Source organism: Limnohabitans sp. 2KL-1 (assembly GCF_003063435.1).
Lineage (GTDB): Bacteria > Pseudomonadota > Gammaproteobacteria > Burkholderiales > Burkholderiaceae_C > Limnohabitans_A.
Genome location: NZ_NESL01000003.1, coordinates 398,770 through 419,940 on the forward strand (window position 1 = coordinate 398,770; position 21,171 = coordinate 419,940).

Here is a 21,171-nt window from a genome sequence, read left to right on the forward strand (position 1 = left end):
TTTGATCTGCGCAATCAGGTCATGGGCCAGGCTCGGTCCATGGGTCCTCGGGCGGATTCAAAAAATTTGGCCATTTGCAACACACCCAGATCATCAAAGCGCCGCCCCGAGATCTGCAGACCGATGGGCAGTCCCGATGCAGAAAAGCCGCAGCAAATGGAGGCCGCTGGCTGCTCAGACTGGTTGAACACCGATGTGAAGTGCGCGTCCTTGAGCGGTTGACCGCCGCTGTTGATCGCCTCCGCTGCGAAGGGCAGTACAGGCGATACGGGTGACAGCACAAAGTCGAAAGATTGCGTGGCGGCCACAGTGGCTGCGCGCAATTGCTGCAGCCGCGTGAATGCCAGAAAAGTGTCTTCTGGTGACAGGTTCGCTGCGAATTCCGCCGCATTGTGAATGTAAGGTGCAGCGCGAGCGGCACGCTCGGCTGGCATGGCCGCCAGGTCCACGCGGCAGCGCATCGTGAAATAGTGGATCATGCCCAAACGCATTTCGGGCGTGGTCCAGTCATTCACCACATCGATCGTGGCACCCGCTGACCTGAACAGCTCTGAGGCTCGCAGCACAGCGGCATGAACCTCGCCATCCACCGTCCAGTCGGTCGCCGGGTCCAGCCAGAGGCCGATGCGCAACCCTTTAGGAGAGCGTTCCAGTGCATGCCAGTCCATCTCCTGGAAAGGCAAGCTGGAATAGTCCCGCACGTCCGGTCGGGAAATCACCCGCATCAACAAAGCCGCATCGGTCACCGTACGGGTCATGGGGCCGATCACGCGGGCTGCTGCCGGCGGAAGCACCGGAACACGTCCCTGGCTGGGCTTGAGACCAAAGACGCCACAAAAACTGGCCGGTATCCGGACCGAACCACCAATGTCGGTGCCAAGGTGCAAGGGGCCATACCCGGCCGCTACCGCCGCCCCGGCACCAGAGCTGGAGCCGCCGGTGTTACGGCTCAGGTCCCAGGGGTTGCGGCTCAGTGCGTGAAAGCTCGACGGCGCAGCACCCAGAAAACCGAAATCGGGCATGGTGGTCTTGCCCACCAGCACAGCACCTGCTTCGCGCAGGCGCGCTGCCGCAGGGGCGTCTGCCTGGGCGGGCAGCAGTTCGGTGGCGGCACTGCCTAGCGGAGTAGGCAAGCCTTGCGTCGCGATGTTTTCTTTGAGGGTCACAGGCACCCCATCCAGATCGCCCATGGGCGATTGACGCTGCCAGCGTTTCTCGGAGGCCCGCGCTGCCTGCAGGGCCGCATCGCGGTCGCGCCACCAGACCGCTTGGATCTGCGGTTCACACCGGTCCATGCGCGCCATCACCGATTCAACCACCTCCACGGGCGACAAAGTACCGGCTCGGTAGTGGGCAAGCAGCTCGGCGGCATTCAGTTCGTGTAGTTCGGTGTTCATGCGTGAAAAGTCCATCCTTGTCCTGGTGCAGCGGCCAGAAGCGAACGGGTGTAGTCTTGTTGGGGTTGCAGCAGCACATCGCGGGCAGAGCCCTGCTCGACGATGCGCCCCTGGTGCATCACCACCAGCCGATCGCAGATCTGACTGGCCACACGCAGGTCGTGGGTGATGAACAGAATGCCAATGGCCAAGCGCTTTTGAATGTCCTCCAGCAGTTTGAGGATCTGCTCCTGCACCGACACGTCGAGAGCCGATACAGCCTCATCAGCGATCAGCACCTTGGGTTCGCAAGCCAGGGCGCGGGCAATGCACAGGCGCTGACGCTGCCCCCCAGAAAACTCGCTGGGGTAGCGGTGCAAGGCATCGGGCCGCATGCGCACCAGTGCCATCAATTCTTCGGCCCGTTGCCAAGCTTTCTCCTGGGTGACACCGAAGTTGATCGGGCCCTCCACGATGGACTGTCCCACCGTCCTGCGCGGGTTCAGCGAGCGGTTCGGGTCCTGAAAGACCACCTGCACCGAGCGCCGGAAAGCAGACCGACGGTCACGGTTGGAAGCGGTCGATTCCAGGCCCTGCAACGTGACTTGGCCCTGGGTGGGCTCAATCAGTTGGGCAATGCAACGGGCCACGGTGGATTTGCCCGAGCCGGACTCCCCCACGATGCCCAAGGTCTCGCCTGCATGCAGTCGCAACGAAACGTCCCGGGCGGCATCCACCACCCTGCGACGCATGGGCCAGGAACCGGCGCTGTATTGCTTGCCCAGGCTGCAGGCTTCCAGCAGCAACGGCCTTTCGACTGTGATCGCAGGCCGCATAGGCTTGAGTTCGGGCACGGCTTGCAGCAGAGAGCGGGTGTAAGGTTCGCGCGGATGCTGCAACACTTCAGTCTTGTCGCCGGACTCCACTTGCTGTCCCAGCTGCATGACCACCACCCGGTCGGCGATGTCGGCCACCACACCAAAATCATGGGTGATGAACAACACGCCCGTCCCGTTTTCCTGCTGCATTTCTCGGATCAGCTTGAGGATTTCAGCCTGAGTGGTCACATCCAGCGCGGTGGTCGGCTCGTCGCAAATCAGCAATGATGGCCGCAAGATCAGCGCGATCGCAATGACGATGCGCTGGCGTTGTCCGCCCGACAGTTCATGCGGGTAGGCCGCATACATCCGCTGCGGATCTGGCAATCGAACCCGTGCAAAGATATCCAGCACGCTTTGGCGACGTGCTGCTTTGTTCAGATCGGTGTGTTGAATCAGCACTTCTTCGACCTGAGCGCCACAGGTCATCACCGGATCGAGCGCGGTCATGGGCTCCTGGAACACCATGCCCATGCGGCTGCCGCGCAGCGCACGCAGGCGAGCCGGTGTGGCGTTCAGCAGGTTTTCACCCTGGAGCTCAATCACGCCACCAGAGGGCACCAGTGCCTCAGGAAGCAGCCCCATCACGGCCTGTGCGATGACCGACTTTCCAGACCCGGATTCACCCAACAGGCACACCACCTCGCCGGGACCGACATCGAAAGAAATACCATTGACCGCATGCGCACGGTCTGCGCCGGTTGGCAGATTGATGCGCAAACCGCGCACCGACAGACAGGGTTGTGGATTCACAATTTCAGCCATTTGCCTCACCCTTTGCGCGTTCTGAATTTCGGATCGATCGCATCGCGAAGTGCATCCCCGAGCACATTGACGGCCAACACCGTGACCGCCAAAAAAGCACCCGGCAACAGCACCGTGGAGGGGTGTGCACTGAAATGCGCTCGACCTTCGGCCATGATGTTTCCCCAGGTTGGAATCTGCGACGGTAGGCCGATGCCCAAGAAAGACATGGCCGCCTCGATCAGCATGGCCGCAGCACAGATGAAGGTGCCCTGAACAATCAGCGGCGCCACGGTATTGGGGAGGATGTGTCTGACGATCAGCAGCCAAGTCGGCGTATCGAGTGCACGTGCGGCCTCGACGTAAGGCTCCTCGCGTACCGACAGAACCACCGAGCGAACCACCCGTGCGACACGGGGTGTCTCAGGCACCACGATGGCCACGATCACTGTCAGCAAACTGGGTCGCCAAATGGAAACCAAAAAAATGGCGAAGAGGATGCCAGGAATGGCCATCACCCCGTCCATGACGCGCATGATGACGCTGTCCAGCGCTCTGAAGTAGCCAGCCACCAGTCCCAAAACCAGGCCAAGCGCCATCGACGCCAAAGCCACGGAAATACCGACCACCACCGAAATGCGAGCGCCGTAGGCAACACGGCTCCAGACATCGCGCCCCACGCCATCGGTGCCCATGAGGAACAAGCGATGAAAACTCTCGCCTCCCAAGGTGATGAATTCGGCGCGGACGCCAGGCGCCTGGAGCGAATTGCTCGGATCCATCGCATTCGGGTCGATGGTGTAAAGCCAAGGTGCAGCGACAGCCACTGCCACCACCAGACTCAGGATGACCACACCGATCACGATGCCGGGATGGGTTAACCAGCGGCGCAATGACGCCATGTAAACAGCTTGATTCATGGCAGTCTCAGTAACGGATACGGGGATCCAGCATCAAATAACTCAGATCAACCAGCAAGTTGATCACCACATAGACCAGCGAAAAGAAGACGGTGATGCCCTGGATCAGTGGGTAGTCACGCGAGAGCACTGCATCGACGGTCAGTTGTCCTACGCCAGGGATGGCAAAAATCGTTTCTGTCACCACCACCCCGCTGATCAAACCCGCCAGACTCAGGCCAATCACCGTGACGATGGGCACAGCCGCATTGGTCAAGGCGTGGCGCAGCATCAGGCGCAATTCCGAAACACCCTTGGCCCGAACGGTGCGCACAAAGTCCTCCGTCAAGGCTTCGGACACCGCAGCTCGGGTCACCCGCGCGATCAGTGCTGTGTAAAGCACGGCCAGCGTCAAGCAGGGCAGTGCCAGACCACTTAGCCAGGGCAGCACACCTTGGGCGTAGGGTGTGTAGCCTTGCGAAGGCAACCAGCCCAATCGCATGGAAAACAACCAGATCAGCACATACCCACCGACAAATACTGGAATCGACAAGCCGGCCACTGAGGCTGCCATGATGGAACGGTCAAGCCAGCTTCCACGACGCCAGGCTGCCAACAGCCCCAGAGGCACGGCCATCAGCACGGTCAGAACCATGGTCCACCCGGCCACGGACAGCGTAGGCCCCAGACGTTGCGCGATCAGCTGACTGACTTCCATCTTGTAGAAGAACGAATACCCCAAATCACCTTGCAGCACTTGCCCGAGCCAAGCCAAGAACTGCACAAGCAGCGCCTTGTCAAGGCCCAGTTCGGTGCGCACGCGGTAGATATCTTCTGCACTGGCGCTATCCCCGGCGATCACAGCAGCAGGATCGCCTGGCGTCATACGCAGCATCATGAAGACGATGATGGCCACCACCAGCAGCACAGGCATCACGGCAAGCACACGGCGAAAGAGAAAGTTCAGCATGGCGAAGCCCTGTTCTCTTTTTCATTGCTTCTGCACGTTCCAGTACACCACGGTAGGCGCAGGCAGCAGGCCCGAAACCACACCGCGACGTACCGCCACCAGGCTCTTGCCCTCACCGATCGGCCCCAGAACGCCAGACTCCAGCGCGCGGCGCTCGATGCGTCCGGCTATGTCCTTGCGCTTGGTCAGATCGGCCGTTTCGATGAACTGGGTTTTCAGCGATTCAATTTCGGCATCGACTGGCCAGCCAAAGTAGCCCTGATCACCATGACCTGTCAGCGGCGTGTAGCTCACTGGGCTGCTGGCGTCTGCCCCGCCCCAATAGGTGACAAAAACGTTCCAGCCACCTTTGTCAGCCGGGTCTTTTTTGGTGCGACGAGTCAGGAGACTGGCCCAGTCCATGGTCTGCACGTCGACATTGAATCCTGCTTGCTTGAGCAGTTCGCCGTAGACCAGCGGCAAACGGTTAAGGGCGGGCACGTCGCCAGGCAGCATGACCACCACCGGTTTGCCGTCGTAGCCGGCATCCTTGAGCAGCTTGCGTGCTTCTTCAAACTGAGGCTTGCCGGTGAAGAGGCCATTTTTCTCATTGGCATACACAGAGCCGCAAAGGTACAAGGAAGCGCAGGGCTTAAGGAATTCACGGTATGTGATCTGGGCACGCAGCATCGCTTCCTGATTGATCGCCAGCATTGCCGCGCGACGGACCCGTGCATCGTTGAATGGAGGCACCTTGTGGTTGTAAATAGCAGTGAAAGTACCCGCAGGCACCACATCGAACATTTCAACAGCTGGGTTGGTGCGCAACTCCGGATAACGCGAAGATGGCGTGACCTCTAACATGTCAATTTCGCCGTTAACCAGTGCATTGGTCTGCGTTTGCGGATCTCGCAGGAAAACCCACTCCACTTGATCCACTTTGACCACCTTCCCCCCGGCCAGACCTGAAGCCTGTTCCTTGCGCGGCACATAGGAGGGGTTTTTACGGTAAATCACTCGGTCACCAGGACGGAAGTCGGCCTTGCCCAGCGTGAACGGCCCCGAACCCACCATGCTGTCGATTTGCTTGTCGGCAGGTGTTTCGGCCACCGACTTGGGCATGATGAACGGCACCAGTGGACCTGGCTTGCCCAACGCCTCAAGCACCAAACCAAAGGGTTGCTTGAACTTGATCGTGAAGCTGTTTGGGCCCTCTGCTGTCAGACTGTCCATGGCGGCATACATCTTCTGACCCAGTACATCACGCTTACCCCAGCGGTTGAGCGAAGCAATCACATCCTGCGAAGTCACTGCGCTACCGTCATGAAACTTCAAACCCGGGCGCAAGCTGAAACGCCAGACCTTGCTGTCGGCACTGATCGTGTATTTTTCAACCATCTGTGGCTTGATCAAGCCTTTTTCATCAGGCGCGAAAAGGGTGTCGTAAATCATGAAACCGTGGTTGCGCGTGATGAGGGCGGTGGTCCACACCGGGTCCAGTATTTTTAGATCCGATGATGGGACGGTGCGCAACACCGCGTCGGACCAGGCGGCGGCAGAAAACACCAAAGTGGCCGTTGCAAGAACTACAGAGCGGCGGATACGGGATGTGATGTACATGTATTTCACTTTCGAAAGATAAGAAAAACAGATAAAAAACACAGGGACAGAAAGCTTTCAGCTGTTATCCGGGTTTGCCTGTTGTGCCATCCAGGCATCAAACTCAGGGCGCGTCACCCGTTCAGCTTCAATCACTTTTTTCAGAATCGTTCGCAGGGATTTGATTTCATCTGCACTGAGGAATTTGCCGAATCCACGCTCTAGAAATTCGCCCAAAGGCTCGGCACGCTCGACCAGATTCACGCCGTCTTGGCTTAGTGCCAAGTGTGTTTTTCGGGCGTCCTTATGACCAATTTGCCTCACCACCAAGCCCCTCTGCACCAGCGAGCTCACCAGTTTGGAGGCCAGGGTTTTTTCAATACCGGATTGCTCGGTCAATTCGCCCATGACAACCCCAGGCTGAACGCCTATCAAGCGCAACAGCCGGATATCGCGCAATGACACCCCCAGCTGACATTCGTAAACCAAGTCCCCCCGCTCGCGGGTTTTTTGGGCGGCAATGTCCAACAAGATGTTGATGTAGTTGGTCTTGATTTTGAGCGGCGAATGCATTTTCACTTGAATTCATTAATAGTTGAAAATTTCAACAATTGAAGATTACATCGAAAAAACTTCAGAAAAATCCGTGCTTACCCTAGCAGGGTGCTGAAATACTGACGCACTGAAAGCGCCCATTCAGCTGTGCAGTCGACATTTCAGGCAACACAAAAATCAAACAGACATGCGCGGCGCTGACACCCTTACCGAGAGCTTGTTTCTGATGAAACGGCTCGATGATTTCGTCCCAACATCGCGTCCGAGAAGTTGTTGCGCGCCATGCTGTTGCAGGTGCTCTACAGCGTGCGTTCCGAGCGAATGCTCATGGAACAAATTCAGTGCAACATGCTCTTTCGCTGGTTTGCAGTGTTCATTTTGCGAAGAATCAGTGAAATGCATGAAACCTCAATGAATAAACATTCATGACCGCCGGTGCATCACTGCATACCCCGTCTTTGAAGGGTGCCACTGCGCACCTGGCGGCAGGCTTGCGCGCCGGCCACGTCTACCGGCACGAGAATTTGACTTTTCTGAGCAAGGCCATTGATCGGCATCTGCGCGAACTGGTGGCCATGGGCAAGCTTCAAAAACTGGCCCAAGGGCTTTACCACGCACCCAAACAATCCAGCTTTGGTCCACTCCCGCCTACCGACGAACAGGTGGTGAAAGGCTTTCTGCGGGACAAGGAATTCCTGGTGTTCTCGCCCTCGGCTTACAACGCGGTTGGCCTGGGCACCACCCAGCTCTACAACCGCACGCTGGTTTACAACCACAAGCGCCATGGCGTCTTACAACTGGGCAATCGACAGTTCGACTTCCGGGTGAAGCCACGCTTTCCCAAAAAGCTGAGCCGGGAGTTCCTCTAGGTGGATTTGCTCAATAACCTGGACGAACTGGCCGAAGACCGCGATATGGTGCTCAGCCAGGCACGCAGCAAGTTGTCCTCCTTTGATCCCAAGCGCCTGCAAGAGGCGGTCGAAAGCTACGGCAACATGGCCACACGCAAACGCTTTCGGGAGTGGATGGGTGCTTGAATTTCTTCACGACCGGCGCGACTTCGACCACTTCGCACGGGAATACCGTAAGTCATCTGCACTTTATTACCGAGGTCAGCCGGAATTTGACCAACTGCTTGCCAGGATCAAAGAGCATCTGGATTCGATGTGACTCTCGAACTTGGAGTAAGCGCCAGGCTGTTATGCAGGGATCAACATAACTGCCTGCAACAGCCACTCGCCCCCACCCTTATCCCCCACCCCTCTGCATCGTCAAATCAAAGCGCTTCATGAAGCGCTGACGAGCGCCCTCTTCCACGCCCTCGAAGGCAAAAGACACTGCCAGCCGCTGCATGCGCAGCAGCGCGATCACGCGTGGCGGCAGGATATGCCATTGCAGTTGCAGATGGCCGTCACCGATTTGCACGCGTGCCTGGTCGGTGCCCAGCTCAAAGACATGCTCGGCCAGTGCGCGAGGCAAGGCGGTCAACCATTCGGTTTCGCTGGTGCCCATGTCGCGCTCGAAGCGCTCGGGGTAATAGGACTGCATGGGTCGAGTCGCCGCGTGTGCTGTGCTCAACCACCGGCCACAGGGGGCCAGATGGCGAGCACATCGCCTTCGACCAAGGTGATGGTGCCCCGGTCTTCAGGTTTGATGTATTTGCCATTGACCAGCACCAGATGCACGAGCTTTGGCGGCATGCCAAAGGGCTCGATGATCTGGCTGATGCTGGTGTCCTGCGCCACATCCAGTGTGACCTGGTTGCTGCGCCGGGCTTCGGGGGGCAAGTAATCGGTCAGCGTGGCAAACAGTTTGAATGTGATGTTCATGCGCAGATTGTCACTTCATCGGCGGCGTGCGTCTTGCGCACCGCTCCATCGCCCTTGACCCTGTGCGCAATCGAGGTAGGCGTCAACCAGCTTTGTCGGGTCATGCATCAGGCGGTCTTTCCAGTCGCCCAGGCGCACCTGGCCTTCGACCAAGCCGCGCATCACGCCCACATGCTCGGTCCAGCCCACGCTGTTGCAGCCGATCATCACATCGTCCTTGAACTGCAAGCTCAGGTGACGACCCGCAGCTTTGTCGGTCAGCACGGCCGACTGGCCATCGGCCACGCCTTCCCAGTTGCCAAAACTGGTGGAGATCAATCCCAGGGTGTCGAGCACGTTGATTTGTGTGACGCCTTTGAGTTCGGTCTTTTGGCCCAGCATGTTCAGCGCGGCCACGCGGGCCTGCTCGGCCGCGTTGGGCTGGATGGCGCTCACAATCGTTTTGCCGCTGACCATGTCAAACGCTTCGGCGCAGTCGCCTGCGGCGTAAATGCCGGGCACATTGGTTTGCAGGTGCTGGTCGGTCAACACGCCTTGCAGGCAGGTGATACCGCTGTCCTTCAAAAAGCCAATCGCTGGGCGCACGCCAGTGGCGCTGATCACCAGATCGGCCTCGACGGTTTGGCCGTTGGACAAGCGGACCTGCAGTGGGCCACCCGCTTCGTCAGAACCCAAGCCCACCGCTGAGGCCAGCTTACCGAGCAAGCCTTTTTCAGAGCCAGCACCTTGGCTGATGGCCTCGACCTTGGTGCCGGTGAACACCTGCACACCTTTGGCCTCGCACCAGTCGCGGATCATGCCGCCGGCCACCGGGCCCATCATGCGGGGCACCATGCGGTCACCCATCTCCACCACACTCAGCTTGACGCCGCGCGCGGCCAGCGCTTCCATGATGATGCAGCCAATGAAGCCTGCGCCCATTTGCAGCACACGGGCACCGGGCTTGGCCAGCGCCTGGATGGCCCGGGCGTCTTCCAGCGTCCAGCACGGGTGCACGCCGGGCAGGTCCATGCCCGCAATCGGCGGGCGCACGGGTTGAGAGCCGGTCGCGATCAACAACTTGTCAAAAGCCATCGACTGGCCGTTGTCCAGATGCACCGTTTTGCCTGCCGCGTCCACACGCGTCACCTTGGCCTTGACTTGCGTGATGCGCAAATCGTCAAAGTGGGTGGCGCTCTTGCGCAAGTAGGTGCCCTGTTCTTCGATGTTGCCAATCAACAGATAAGGGATGGCCATGCGCGAATAAGGCGCATCGGGCTCGTCACCCACCAGGGTGATGGTGTCGGCGGGGGCGTGTTTGCGCAGGGTCTCGGCGGCGATGACGCCTGCAGGGCCTGCGCCCAAGATGACGTGGTGGGTCATGAATCGGACTCCAGAAACAGGTAGCGGCCCGCAGGCCGCTTGGATTCCTGTAGAAGCGCACCCCTACGGTGAAGGCTTCACGAGCAGGCGCTCGCTCCTACAGGGGCAAGGTCACAAACCCAGACGTTCCCGGGTGGCCGATGTCGGACGGCCTTCGCCATCCCAGCCGCGGGCGTCGTAGTACTTGGGCAGCATTTCATCCAACTTGCTGACCATGCCTTTGCCGGGGCCGGTTTTGGCGGCTTCGGTCATCAGGCGCTTGGGCAGGTTGTCGTCGGCCTTGGTGAAGCCGGCGGCGTTGTTGAAGTCGCGCTCCATGTTCCAGATGCGCTCGCCGATGTGGTTCAGGTGCTCCATGGTGAACTCTTCGCCGCAAGCGGCTTGCACCTGAGGGGCCACGTCAGCCAGTGTCCAGGCAAAGCTGGTGAACACGCAAATGCCGGCCGAGTCAAAAGCGGCTGTCGCATCTTGGAAGGCCTTGACCAACTCGGGCTTGCCTTCGTGCTCGGTGGGCTCGGTCTTGACCGGGATGCCCAGCACTTCAGAGGCGATGGTGTAGCCGCGCAGGTGGCAAGCACCACGGTTGGATGTGGCATAGGCCAGGCCAATGCCCTGGATCACGCGGCCGTCATAGGCCGGGAACTCTTGGCCCTTGACGCTCATGGACAGATCGGGGTGGCCGTATTTGGCGGTCAGGCGCTTGGAGCCCATGCCAATTTCCTTGCCAAAACCGACGCCCTTGGCCGTCATGTCGACAAACTCGCACAGCGCTTCGGCCGAACCAAAGGGTGCTTCCACACCGATTTGCTCTTTGGTCAGCACGCCCATTTCGTACAGCTCCATGACGGCACCGATGGTGGCACCGAAGCTGATCGGGTCAAAGCCTTCTTCGTTGCAAATCATGTTGGCGTATTGCAGGGCTTCGAGGTCTTTCACGCCGTTGGCTGCGCCCAGCGCCCAGGCTGCTTCGTATTCCAGGCCGCCGTTGGCACCCCAGTACTCAGGCTTGTTCTTGACGGAGAAGTGGCCCTCGTCCATCTTGCTGATGCGGCCGCAGGCAATGGTGCAACCAAAACAGGCTTGGTTGGTCACCAGGTGCTTTTTGCCATCGGTCTCGCGGGGCGTGACCATGGCTTCGGCCGAGATGTCTTTGGCGCTTTCAAACTGCACGTCGCGGTGGTTACGTGTGGGCAAACCGCCCACTTCGTTGATCACGTTCATCAGCACCTGGGTGCCGTAAGCGGGCAGGCCCTGGCCCGTGACGGCGTTGTCGGCCAGCACCTTTTTGGCAGCCTTGGCCGCAGCCATGAAAGCCTTGGGGTTTTGCATGTTGCCCACGCCCTTGGTGCCGCGCACCGCAATGGCTTTGAGGTTTTTGCTGCCCATGACGGTGCCCACGCCCGAACGGCCGGCCGCACGGTGCAGGTCGTTCACCACGGCGGCATACAGCACGCCGTTTTCGCCGGCCTTGCCGATGCTCGACACGCGCAGCAATGGGTCTTGCAGACTGGATTTGAGGATTTCTTCGGTCTTCCAGACGCTTTGACCCCAGAGGTGGCCCGCGTCGCGCAACTCGACTTCGTCGTCGTTGATGTAGAGGTACACCGGCTTGGCCGCTGCGCCTTCAAAAATGACCATGTCCCAACCGGCCATTTTGAGCTCAGCGCCCCAATAACCACCTGAGTTGGAGCAAGCGATCGCCCCGGTCAGCGGGCTCTTGGTGATGACGGTGTAGCGGCCGCCAGTGGAGGCCATGGTGCCAGTCAGCGGACCTGTGGCCCAGATGAGTTTGTTGTCAGCCGACAAAGGATCGACTTTGGGGTCAATCTCGCTGATCAAGTATTTGCTGCCCAGACCGCGTGAGCCGAGGTAAGCCTTGGCCCACTCCATGTTCAGCGGTTCAGATTTGACGGTGCCAGCCGTGAGGTTGACGCGGAGGATTTTTCCAGCCCAAGACATATGTGTGCTCCTTCAGTGGGTTGGGGGATCAGGCGGCGCTGGGCTGATTGCCCAACTTATCGGCCCACTGCTTCATCTTGTCGATGCCGGTCCAGTTGGCGTCCACAAAGGTGATGGCGCCGGTCGGGCAGGCGTCGGCACAGGCCGGGTCGCCACCGCACAGGTCGCACTTTTGCACCTTGCCGGTTTCCTGCACGTAGTTGATGGTGCCGAACGGGCAGGCGATGGTGCAGACTTTGCAGCCCACGCAGGTGGATTCGTTGACCACTTTGGCACCGGTGGCTTTGTCCACGGTGATGGCTTCCACAGGGCAGGCATGCAGGCACCAGGCTTCGTCACACTGGGTGCAGGTGTAGGGCACTTTTTTGCCGGTGTGGTGGAAGTCGAACACCTTGATGCGCGATTTGGACGTGGCGTATGTGCCGTAGTTCTCGAAAGAACAGGCCATTTCGCACTGCAAACAGCCGGTACATTTGTCCGGGTTGATGTGCAGGACTTTCTGCATGTGGATCTCCTGTGATGTGGCGGACTGTTCAAGCCCGCGCTTATGAATCAGAATGCATAGCCATTGTTGATGCCCGCCCCTGCAAACCGATGCGGATTAACCCTAGGTTTGGCAGGGTTGGCTTCAAAAATTCTCAGCTTGATACACACCTGACATGTCCCTGACCTCCTTTTCCGGTGACCGCCTCGACCGCATTGCACAAGCCCGCGAACTGGTTTTTCAGGGGCGCTGCGTTGCCCTGGGCACAGGCGCATCGGCCACGGGTGTTTCACCCTGGATTGCCCAGTCCTGGCAGCGCTGCCTGGGCATGGGCCTGCAGCCGGGCCAGCCGGTGGGCTTTGAGGCCATCTCGGCCCAGCACATGCGACGCGTGCAGGAGGCCAGCCGTCCGCTGGTGCAAGCAGCCCAGCCGGTGCTGGTGGAGCTGGCCAGGGCCATTGCCGACATCCGCTACTTCGCCATCCTGACCAATGCCGACGGCATCGTCGTCGATGTGCATGGCCCGGTAGACCGGCAGGACCGCCGAGCCGAGGTGATCGCCCGTGTGGGGGTGGACTTGTCCGAAAAAGCCGTGGGCACCACCGCCATCAGCGCCGCCCTGAACGAACTGCAGCCGGTATGGCTGCACCGGGGAGAGCACTTTTTCCAGGACAACAGCGCCTACAGTTGCGCTGGCGCACCAGTGTTCGGTCCCGATGGGTTTTGCGCAGGGATGCTCGACTTGACCGGCATTGAAACCACCGAGCGCCCCGCCCTGAAACACCTGGTGCGTCGCTCGGCCCGCAGCATCGAAAACAGCTGGCTGCTGTCCACCGCACACACCCTGGTGCTGCGCCTGAACTGGCCCGGTAACCAGCCCGGCGACGACAGCGACGGCTTGCTCACACTCGACAGCGATGGCCACGTCATGGGAGCCAATCCGACTGCACGGCAAATGCTGTCTTTGTCACCCGCGACGCACGGCCAAACGCTGCACGCGAGCGACGTATTTGCCTCGCCCTGGGAAAGCTTGTTCGATGCCGCCAGCCGCAGGGGTCACACCCAGGAACTGCCGTTGTGGTCCGGCCTGCGTTTACAAACTCAAGCCTTGCGTCCAGGGAACTCGGCCGCAGCGGCCCAGCCCGCAGCGCCGATGCATCGGACAGGCGTCACACCCAAGCCCCTCAAGGACGTGCAGACCGACATGATCCGCGAGGCCGTGAACCAGGCACGCGGCAACGTGGCCGAAGCAGCGCGCGCCCTGGGCATCAGCCGCGCCACGGTTTACCGCAAGCTGGGTGTGCCCAAAAGTTGATCATTGGCCCGCGTTCGGGAAGAACAGCTGCTGGCCGCCGATTTTGTAATCGGCAATCGTGGCCTGACCTGCAGCCGAAGTGATCCAATCCACAAATTTCTGCGCATCGGCCTGTTTGACGTGCGCGTGCTTGGCGGGGTTGACCACCATCACACCATATTGGTTGAACAAGCGCTTGTCCCCTTCCACCAGAATCGCCAGATCAGCGCGGTTTTTGAAATTCAGCCAAGTGGCACGGTCGGCCAGCACATACGCGCCCGAGGATGCGGCGATGTTCAAAGCCGGGCCCATGCCGCAGCCGCATTCCTTGTAGCCGCCGCCTTTTTTCTCGGCCAAATTGGCCATCTTCCAAAAGCGCAATTCGGCGGCATGGGTGCCACTCTTGTCACCGCGCGACACAAACGCTGTGTTGCTGGCAGACAGCTTGGCCAAAGCCGCCACGATGTCCTGGCCACGGGCAGCCGCCGGGTCGGCCTTGGGGCCAATCAGCACAAAGTCGTTGTACATCACAGGCAAGCGTTTCAGGCCAAAGCCATCGGCGACAAACTTTTCCTCGGCCGCCTGGTCGTGCACAAACACCACATCGGCGTCACCGCGACGGGCCATGTCCAGCGCTTGACCGGTGCCCAGCGCCACCACCTTCACATCCAACCCGCTGGCTTTTCTGAACGCAGGCAACAACTGGGCAAACAAGCCCGATTGCTCGGTCGAGGTGGTGGAAGACATCACGATGGATGGGGCCTGGGCCCAAACCGAGCTGCTGGCGAAAACAGCGCACAACAGGACGCGACGGGTGAATGCAAATTTGAAAGTCATGAAAGTTCTCCCTGAACAAAAGCATGGGCTGCTGGGCTGTGGTCAGACAGCTTCGCCGCGTCAAAAAAATCAGCCACTGGTAAATCGGCCAAGACGCGGCCGCCCTCGAGGTAAACAACGCGGGTGGCCAGGCGCTTGACCTGACCGAGGTTGTGACTGGCCCAGATCAGGGTCAAGGCACGGTCCAGGCCATTCGCAAAATCCGCCATCAAGGCCTCAACCTCGCGTTTGGCGTGCGGGTCCAGGCTGGCGGTGGGCTCGTCCAGCAGCAACACATCGGGCTGACGGCCCCAGGCGCGGGCCATGGCCAAGCGCTGCTGTTGTCCGCCCGACAATTGCCGCCCGCCTTGATGGGCCACAGCACTCAGGCCCACGCGCTGCAAGGCGGTGATGGCAAGCGCCTTGGCCTGCGCCCAGCCCAGACCCTGCGTGCGGTCCAGCCAAAGGCCCAGTGCCACGTTGTGCAGTGCCGACATGCGCAGCAAATGCGGCCTTTGAAACAGCATGGCCTGGCGCAACACCGGATGCCGCTCGACATGGCCCTGGGCAGGATGCAACAAGCCATGCACGGTGCGCAGCAAGGTGCTCTTGCCCGAGCCGTTGGAGCCGACCAGGGCCACACGCTCGCCGGGCTGAATGACCAAATTGACCCGCTTGAGGGCCTCCACCGGGCCCAAACGCACCGACACATCGTGCAACTGAACAACGGCCGATGTCATCACGCGACCCAGCCTTTGGGCGCGGCCAAGCGGCTGCCCTGACGTTTTTCACCCCAACGGCGCAAACCCGCCACCACCGCGTTGAGCAACAGCACCACCACCAGCAAGACCAGGCCCAGGCCCAGCGCCAGCGGCAAATCGCCCTTGCTGGTTTCGAGTGCAATGGCCGTGGTCATGACGCGTGTGAACCCGTCGATGTTGCCGCCCACGATCATCACCGCACCCACTTCGGAAATCGCCCGCCCGAAAGCCGCCACGCCGATCGTGAGCAAGGCCAGCCGCTCGTCCCAAGCCAGCAACATCCCGCGCAACCAAGGCCCTGCACCCAGAGAGGCCCATTGCTCGCCGTGCTGACGCTCCACGTCTTCGACCACCTGCCGCGTGAGCGCCGTGACCACCGGCACCACCAGAATGACCTGCGCCACCACCATGGCCTTGAAGCTGAACAACCAACCCAGAAAACCCAAAGGCCCGGTGCGCGAGAGCAGTAAATACACCACCAACCCCACCACCACCGAGGGCAGCGCCAGCAAAGTGTTCAAGCCGACCAGCACCGCGCCGCGCCCCGCAAAACGCGACACGGCCAGCCAAGCGCCCAGCACCACGCCCAGGCCGTAGGCGAGCAGGCAGGCCGTGGCGCTGACGGCCAAAGACCGCATCACCACCGTCCAAAGTGCGGGGTCGAAAGAAGCAATGAGCGCCAGAGCGGTGCCCAAGCTGTCGGAGAAGGTGTTCATAAAGTTGTGGCTGATGCTAACGGACGAAAGAAGCCCTTCAGATAAGGGATGTCCGCTATGAAATCATTTGCATACGCTGCGCGTGTTGTGCCCTGGCACCTGTTGCAGATTGAGGCAAACTCCAGCCTGTGCAACACATCAACCTCTCTTACAGCTGGACGCCTCACCCGGACGAAGCGGCGCAGCGCCACCAAACCAGCCCCCTGCGCAACCCCTTGATGGACACGCTGCAAGCCGTGCGCGAAGCGGGCTCGATCGCCGGAGCGGCTAAATCTTTGCAGCTGTCGTATCGCCACGTCTGGGGCGAACTCAAACGCTGGGAGCAAGCACTGGAGCAGCCCCTGATTCTTTGGGAAAAAGGCCATGCCGCCCGCCTGAGCGAATTTGCCGACAAGTTGCTGTGGGCCGAACGCCAGGCGCAGGCCCGGCTGGCCCCCCAGATCAGCGCCCTGCATGCCGAGTTGGAAAAAACCTTTGCTGTGGCCTTTGACCCCGCTAGCCATTTGTTGACGGTGTATGCCAGCCATGACGACGCGCTGGTGCAGTTACAGCAACAAACCGCACAACAAGCCCTGCACCTGGACATCCGCTTTTGCGGCAGCGTGGACGCGATCCGCGCCTTGAACGAAGGCCGCTGCACCGTGGCTGGCTTTCATGCGCCCGCACAGCCTGCCGCAGACTCGCTGATCGCGCGCACCTACCGCCCCTTGCTGAAAACCGGCCGTCACAAACTGATTGGTTTTGCGTTGCGGCAGCAGGGCCTGATGGTGCAAGTCGGCAATCCGCGCAACTTCCGAACTGTGGCGGACCTCGCCCAACCTGGCGTACAGATGGTGAACCGCAGTCTGGGCACCGGCACCCGTCTGCTGCTGGACCACTGGCTGCACCAAGCTCAGATACCCACCGAATCCTTGTCGGGCTACGCGCACGAAGAGCCCTCACATGCCGCTGTGGCCGCACAGATTGCATCGGGTCACGCCAATGTGGGGGTGGGCATCGCGTCCGCAGCCCACAGCCACGGGCTGGATTTCATCCCCTTGGCACAAGAGCATTACTGGCTGGTTTGCCTGAAAAGCGCTTTAGCGACACCGGCATTGATGCAATTGATGGGCATCTTGCAATCCAAAGCATGGCAAACCCAACTCAACACCGTCACGGGCTATCAAACCATGCCCGAGTGCGGCCATGTCCAGTCACTGAAAAACATGCTGCCGTGGTGGCGGTGATTCTCTCAAGCACCCAAGATGCCGCAACTTGAGGCATGAAAGCTCTTCAAAGAGCGCGGCAAAAATATCAACAGGCCCTGAGCGTCAGATTCAGAGGGTGGGCTGCTCCGGCACGTAAAATCCCGCATCCCTTACCTTGGAGACCCTCTATGGGAGCCCTGCTCAAATTCTCAAACCTGATGGACCGCGTCAGCACCTGGATCGGGAAATATGTGATCTGGCTGATCCTGGCCTCGACCCTCATCAGCGGCGTCAATGCCTTGGTGCGCAAGATCTTCAACACCAGCTCCAACGCTTACCTGGAAGTGCAGTGGTATCTGTTTGCCGCCTCCTTCCTGCTGGCAGCAGGCTACACCTTGCTGAACAACGAACACGTCAAGATCGATGTGGTGTCCAGCAAGTTCAGCAAAGAAACCCAGATCAAGATCGACATCTTCGGCTTTGTCGTGTTTTTGATGCCCTTGTGCCTGGCCATCCTCTGGTACAGCACCCCCTTCTTCTACAAAGGGCTGATCAGCGGTGAGGTCTCGTCCAACGCGGGCGGTCTGATTCGCTGGCCGGTCTACGCCATGATCCCTCTGGGGTTTGGCTTGCTGATGCTGCAAGGGGTTTCCGAGTTGATCAAGCGTGTGGCTTTCCTGAAAGGGCTGATCGAAGACCCGACAGCCAAAAAAGTGGAAAAGACCGCCGAAGAAGATCTGGCTGAAGCCATTCGCAAATTGGCCGAAACCAAAGCCAGCTGATTCCCAAGGACACCCTCATCATGGAATTCCTCATACACAACCTCGCCCCGATCATGTTTTTGGGGCTGATCGTCTTTTTGCTCATGGGCTTTCCCGTGGCGTTCAGCCTGGGCGCCTGCGGTCTGTTCTTTGGCTTCATCGGGATCGAATTGGGCGTTCTGCCCGAAAGCCTGATGCAGGCCTTGCCGCTGCGCATTTTCGGCATCATGCAAAACGAAACCTTGCTGGCCATTCCGTTTTTCACGCTCATGGGCCTGATTCTGGAACGCAGCGGCATGGCCGAAGACCTGCTGGACACCATCGGCCAATTGTTCGGCCCCATCCGGGGTGGTCTGGCTTTTGCCGTGATTTTTGTGGGGGCCTTGCTGGCCGCCACCACGGGCGTGGTGGCCGCATCGGTCATCTCCATGGGCCTGATCTCCCTGCCCATCATGTTGCGCTACGGCTATGACCGCCGCATCGCCTCGGGCGTGATTGCCGCGTCCGGCACCTTGGCACAGATCATTCCGCCTTCACTGGTGCTGATCATCCTGGCCGACCAACTGGGTCGCAGCGTGGGTGAGATGTACAAAGGTGCCTTCATTCCCGGCTTCATCCTGACCGGCATGTATGTGGGTTACGTGGTGCTGGTCGCCATCTTCAAACCCAACTGGGTCCCTGCCCTGCCGCTGGAAGCCCGAACCATCCGCGAAGACAGCGGCAAAAGCGGCCTGCTGTCCCTGCTGGTGCTGACCATCATCTCCACGTCGGTGGCGGTTTACTTTGGCCAGCACTACGCCGATGTGCTGAGCTGGTGGAAGGCTGAAGAAGTACCCATGGTGGCCACCGATGAGACCATTGTGGTGTCCATGTGCGTGGGCGTGATTCTGGCGTTCACCATCGCCGTGATCAACAAGATCAGCCGCCTGGGCCTGCTGTCGCGCATGGCCGAGCGGGTCACCTTCGTGCTGATCCCGCCGCTCTTGCTGATCTTTTTGGTGCTGGGCACCATCTTCCTGGGCATTGCCACACCGACCGAGGGCGGGGCGATGGGTGCGCTGGGTGCCTTCATCATGGCCATGTCGCGCAAACGCCTGGACATGTCCTTGCTCAAGCAAGCCCTGCAAACCACCACCAAACTGTCCTGTTTCGTGGTCTTCATCCTGATTGGCTCCACCGTGTTCAGCCTGGTTTTCCAGGGTGTCGACGGTCCCATCTGGGTGGAGCACTTGCTGGGTAATCTGCCAGGTGGCCAACTGGGCTTCCTCATTGCGGTCAACGTGATGATTTTCTTCTTGGCCTTCTTCCTGGACTTCTTCGAGTTGTCCTTCATCGTGGTGCCTTTGCTGGCCCCAGTGGCCGAAAAGCTGGGCATCGATCTGATCTGGTTCGGCGTGCTGCTGGGTGTGAACATGCAAACCTCCTTCATGCACCCACCCTTTGGCTTTGCCCTGTTCTACCTGCGCAGCGTGGCACCGGTGAAGGCCTACTTGGACAAAACCACCAAGAAGGAAATCCAGCCCGTCACCACGATGCAGATTTACTGGGGTGCGGTGCCCTTCGTGGTCATTCAAATCATCATGGTCGGCCTGATCATTGCCTTCCCAGAAATCGTCTCGGGTGGTCTGGATAAAACAGGTCCCGTCGATATCAGTAACGTGCAAATGGAAGCCGCCCCTGCCGAAGACATGCAAGAAGCTGCGGACCCCATGCGCGACCTGGACGATCCGATGAAAGACCTCCAGGCAGAGCCCAAGAAGCCCTGATCTGATCCAAGGCAACGATTCAAGCCCACCCTGACCGGTGGGCTTTTTTCATGGTAGCGCCGGACCCAGGGGTTTGCGTCTAGCCGTAAAAAAACCCGCCGGGCTTGCACACGGCGGGTTGATTGAGCGATCAGGAACCGATCAGAGCTTCTGAGCTTGCATGAAGCTGTCGAAACGGGCTTCACCGAAACGGAACCACCAGTTCTGGTCAGCACGGAACTTGGAGTAGTCAGCGAAGACCTTTTTCCAGTTCGCGTTCTTCTCGTTCAGTTCGCTGTACACCGCCTGTGAGTGCTTGAAAGCCACGTCCATCATCTCTTTCGGGAAAGGCAGGACTTTGGTCTTCTGGGCAGCCAGCTGCTTGAGTGCACCGGGGTTGAATGCGTCGTACTTGGCCTGGATGTCCACATGGGCCAGAGTGGAAGCAGCTTCCACGATGGCTTTGTTTTCGGGCGACAGGGCGTCGTAGGCTTTCTGGTTGACCATCAGCGTCAGCTGTGGGCCGCCTTCCCACCAGCCAGGGTAGTAATAGAAAGGCGCCACCTTGTTCAGGCCGAGCTTGAGGTCATCGTAGGGGCTGATCCACTCGGCCGCATCGATCGTGCCTTTTTCCAGAGACTGGTAAATCTCACCAGCAGGAATGTTCTGGGGCACAGCACCCATGCGCTCGAGCACCTTGCCGGCGAAACCGCCCACGCGGAACTTCAGACCCTTGAGGTCGGCAGAGGATTTGATTTCCTTGCGGAACCAGCCGCCCATCTGCGTGCCGGTGTTGCCCAGCATGAAGTTGACGATGTTGAATTTGGCGTAGTGCTCGCGCATCAGCTTCATGCCGTTGCCGTGCACCATCCAGGCGGTCATCTGGCGGCTGTTCAGGCCAAACGGAATCGCGCAATCCAGGGCAAAGGTTTCGTCCTTGCCAAAGAAGTAATAAGGCGCGGTGTGTGCGCATTCCACGGTGCCGTTTTGCACGCCGTCCAGCACACCGAATGCAGGCATGAGTTCACCGGCCGCGTGGGTGGTGATCTCGAACTTGCCGCCGCTCATCTCCTTGACCTTCTTGGCGAATAGCTCTGCACCACCAAACAAGGTGTCCAGGGACTTGGGGAAGCTCGAAGCCAGACGCCAGCGGATGGCGGCCTGTGCGTGAACGGCAGGTGCAACACCGGCGGCCAAAACGCCCGCAATGCCTGCATTTTTCAGAATGGAACGACGATCCATGAATGGACTCCTTAA

At 59.7% G+C, this 21,171-nt stretch carries 21 protein-coding genes and 1 pseudogene; 7 read left to right on the forward strand and 15 right to left on the reverse strand.

Annotation, left to right across the window (positions count from 1 at the left end):
* Positions 1–14 precede the first annotated feature (14 nt).
* Genes B9Z47_RS10005 through B9Z47_RS10030 form a run of 6 tightly spaced genes read right to left on the reverse strand, consistent with a single transcriptional unit; the run spans position 15 to position 6,976 of the window.
* Complete coding sequence (locus tag B9Z47_RS10005) at positions 15–1,397, reverse strand: amidase (protein ID WP_108331077.1); 1,383 nt, start codon at positions 1,395–1,397, stop codon at positions 15–17.
* Positions 1,394–3,019, reverse strand: a complete 1,626-nt coding sequence (locus B9Z47_RS10010; RefSeq protein WP_108331078.1) for an ABC transporter ATP-binding protein — start codon at positions 3,017–3,019, stop codon at positions 1,394–1,396. Before B9Z47_RS10010 ends, B9Z47_RS10005 begins: the two co-directional genes overlap by 4 nt.
* Before the next feature lie 5 nt (positions 3,020–3,024).
* Positions 3,025–3,918, reverse strand: coding sequence for an ABC transporter permease (locus B9Z47_RS10015; protein WP_108331079.1), 894 nt, complete (start codon positions 3,916–3,918; stop codon positions 3,025–3,027).
* A gap of 7 nt (positions 3,919–3,925) precedes the next feature.
* On the reverse strand, positions 3,926–4,867 hold the full coding sequence (locus B9Z47_RS10020; RefSeq protein WP_108331080.1) for an ABC transporter permease: 942 nt from the start codon (positions 4,865–4,867) through the stop codon (positions 3,926–3,928).
* Between the two features lie 21 nt (positions 4,868–4,888).
* Positions 4,889–6,466: an ABC transporter substrate-binding protein gene (locus B9Z47_RS10025; RefSeq protein ID WP_108331081.1), complete on the reverse strand. Its 1,578-nt coding sequence runs from the start codon at positions 6,464–6,466 to the stop codon at positions 4,889–4,891.
* Between the two features lie 57 nt (positions 6,467–6,523).
* Complete coding sequence (locus B9Z47_RS10030) at positions 6,524–6,976, reverse strand: MarR family winged helix-turn-helix transcriptional regulator (protein ID WP_158271667.1); 453 nt, start codon at positions 6,974–6,976, stop codon at positions 6,524–6,526.
* A 270-nt stretch (positions 6,977–7,246) separates the two neighbouring features.
* On the opposite strand from B9Z47_RS10030, the pseudogene B9Z47_RS10035 reads away from it, so the two are divergent.
* From B9Z47_RS10035 to B9Z47_RS18935, 3 genes and pseudogenes are all read left to right on the forward strand, one after another.
* Positions 7,247–7,366 (forward strand): annotated as a pseudogene (locus B9Z47_RS10035) (transposase); the annotation flags it as partial.
* A gap of 59 nt (positions 7,367–7,425) precedes the next feature.
* Entirely contained in the window at positions 7,426–7,869 is a 444-nt protein-coding gene (locus tag B9Z47_RS10040) for a hypothetical protein (protein ID WP_233253745.1), read from the forward strand.
* Complete coding sequence (locus tag B9Z47_RS18935; protein WP_233253746.1) at positions 7,870–8,037, forward strand: hypothetical protein; 168 nt, start codon at positions 7,870–7,872, stop codon at positions 8,035–8,037.
* A 211-nt stretch (positions 8,038–8,248) separates the two neighbouring features.
* On the opposite strand, the gene B9Z47_RS10045 is transcribed toward B9Z47_RS18935, so the two are convergent.
* From B9Z47_RS10045 to B9Z47_RS10065, 5 genes are all read right to left on the reverse strand, one after another.
* Complete coding sequence (locus B9Z47_RS10045; RefSeq protein WP_108331083.1) at positions 8,249–8,548, reverse strand: hypothetical protein; 300 nt, start codon at positions 8,546–8,548, stop codon at positions 8,249–8,251.
* 26 nt (positions 8,549–8,574) lie between these two features.
* Positions 8,575–8,829, reverse strand: coding sequence for a MoaD/ThiS family protein (locus tag B9Z47_RS10050; protein WP_108331084.1), 255 nt, complete (start codon positions 8,827–8,829; stop codon positions 8,575–8,577).
* A 15-nt stretch (positions 8,830–8,844) separates the two neighbouring features.
* Positions 8,845–10,191, reverse strand: a complete 1,347-nt coding sequence (locus B9Z47_RS10055; protein ID WP_108331085.1) for an NAD(P)/FAD-dependent oxidoreductase — start codon at positions 10,189–10,191, stop codon at positions 8,845–8,847.
* Positions 10,192–10,302: 111 nt separating this feature from the next.
* Positions 10,303–12,150: an aldehyde ferredoxin oxidoreductase family protein gene (locus B9Z47_RS10060; RefSeq protein WP_108331086.1), complete on the reverse strand. Its 1,848-nt coding sequence runs from the start codon at positions 12,148–12,150 to the stop codon at positions 10,303–10,305.
* Positions 12,151–12,178: 28 nt separating this feature from the next.
* Positions 12,179–12,655: a 4Fe-4S dicluster domain-containing protein gene (locus B9Z47_RS10065; protein ID WP_053174099.1), complete on the reverse strand. Its 477-nt coding sequence runs from the start codon at positions 12,653–12,655 to the stop codon at positions 12,179–12,181.
* 154 nt (positions 12,656–12,809) lie between these two features.
* Between B9Z47_RS10065 and B9Z47_RS10070 the strand changes: the two genes are divergently transcribed.
* Positions 12,810–13,949 (forward strand): sigma-54-dependent Fis family transcriptional regulator, encoded by a 1,140-nt coding sequence (locus tag B9Z47_RS10070; protein ID WP_108331087.1) that lies wholly within the window; start codon positions 12,810–12,812, stop codon positions 13,947–13,949.
* Here the strand turns inward: B9Z47_RS10070 and B9Z47_RS10075 are convergent, their stop codons facing one another.
* The 3 genes from B9Z47_RS10075 to B9Z47_RS10085 are packed head-to-tail and all read right to left on the reverse strand — an operon-like array spanning position 13,950 to position 16,221.
* Positions 13,950–14,765, reverse strand: a complete 816-nt coding sequence (locus tag B9Z47_RS10075; protein WP_108331088.1) for an extracellular solute-binding protein — start codon at positions 14,763–14,765, stop codon at positions 13,950–13,952. It abuts the gene before it with no gap.
* Positions 14,762–15,484 carry an ATP-binding cassette domain-containing protein gene (locus B9Z47_RS10080; RefSeq protein ID WP_108331089.1) on the reverse strand — a complete coding sequence of 241 codons (723 nt, stop codon included), beginning with the start codon at positions 15,482–15,484 and terminating at the stop codon, positions 14,762–14,764. Before B9Z47_RS10080 ends, B9Z47_RS10075 begins: the two co-directional genes overlap by 4 nt.
* Positions 15,484–16,221 carry an ABC transporter permease gene (locus tag B9Z47_RS10085; protein WP_108331090.1) on the reverse strand — a complete coding sequence of 246 codons (738 nt, stop codon included), beginning with the start codon at positions 16,219–16,221 and terminating at the stop codon, positions 15,484–15,486. Before B9Z47_RS10085 ends, B9Z47_RS10080 begins: the two co-directional genes overlap by 1 nt.
* Before the next feature lie 128 nt (positions 16,222–16,349).
* On the opposite strand from B9Z47_RS10085, the gene B9Z47_RS10090 reads away from it, so the two are divergent.
* The 3 genes from B9Z47_RS10090 to B9Z47_RS10100 all read left to right on the forward strand — a co-directional run bounded on the left by B9Z47_RS10090 (position 16,350) and on the right by B9Z47_RS10100 (position 19,935).
* A complete protein-coding gene (locus B9Z47_RS10090; RefSeq protein WP_369912047.1) occupies positions 16,350–17,447 on the forward strand; it encodes a substrate-binding domain-containing protein in 1,098 nt (365 codons plus the stop codon).
* A 149-nt stretch (positions 17,448–17,596) separates the two neighbouring features.
* The gene (locus tag B9Z47_RS10095; protein WP_108331091.1) at positions 17,597–18,190 is read left to right on the forward strand and encodes a TRAP transporter small permease subunit; all 594 of its coding nucleotides are present in this window, start codon (positions 17,597–17,599) and stop codon (positions 18,188–18,190) included.
* Positions 18,191–18,210: 20 nt separating this feature from the next.
* Positions 18,211–19,935: a TRAP transporter large permease subunit gene (locus tag B9Z47_RS10100; protein ID WP_108331092.1), complete on the forward strand. Its 1,725-nt coding sequence runs from the start codon at positions 18,211–18,213 to the stop codon at positions 19,933–19,935.
* A gap of 141 nt (positions 19,936–20,076) precedes the next feature.
* Here the strand turns inward: B9Z47_RS10100 and B9Z47_RS10105 are convergent, their stop codons facing one another.
* Positions 20,077–21,156: a TRAP transporter substrate-binding protein gene (locus B9Z47_RS10105; RefSeq protein ID WP_108331093.1), complete on the reverse strand. Its 1,080-nt coding sequence runs from the start codon at positions 21,154–21,156 to the stop codon at positions 20,077–20,079.
* Between the last annotated feature and the right edge of the window lie 15 nt (positions 21,157–21,171).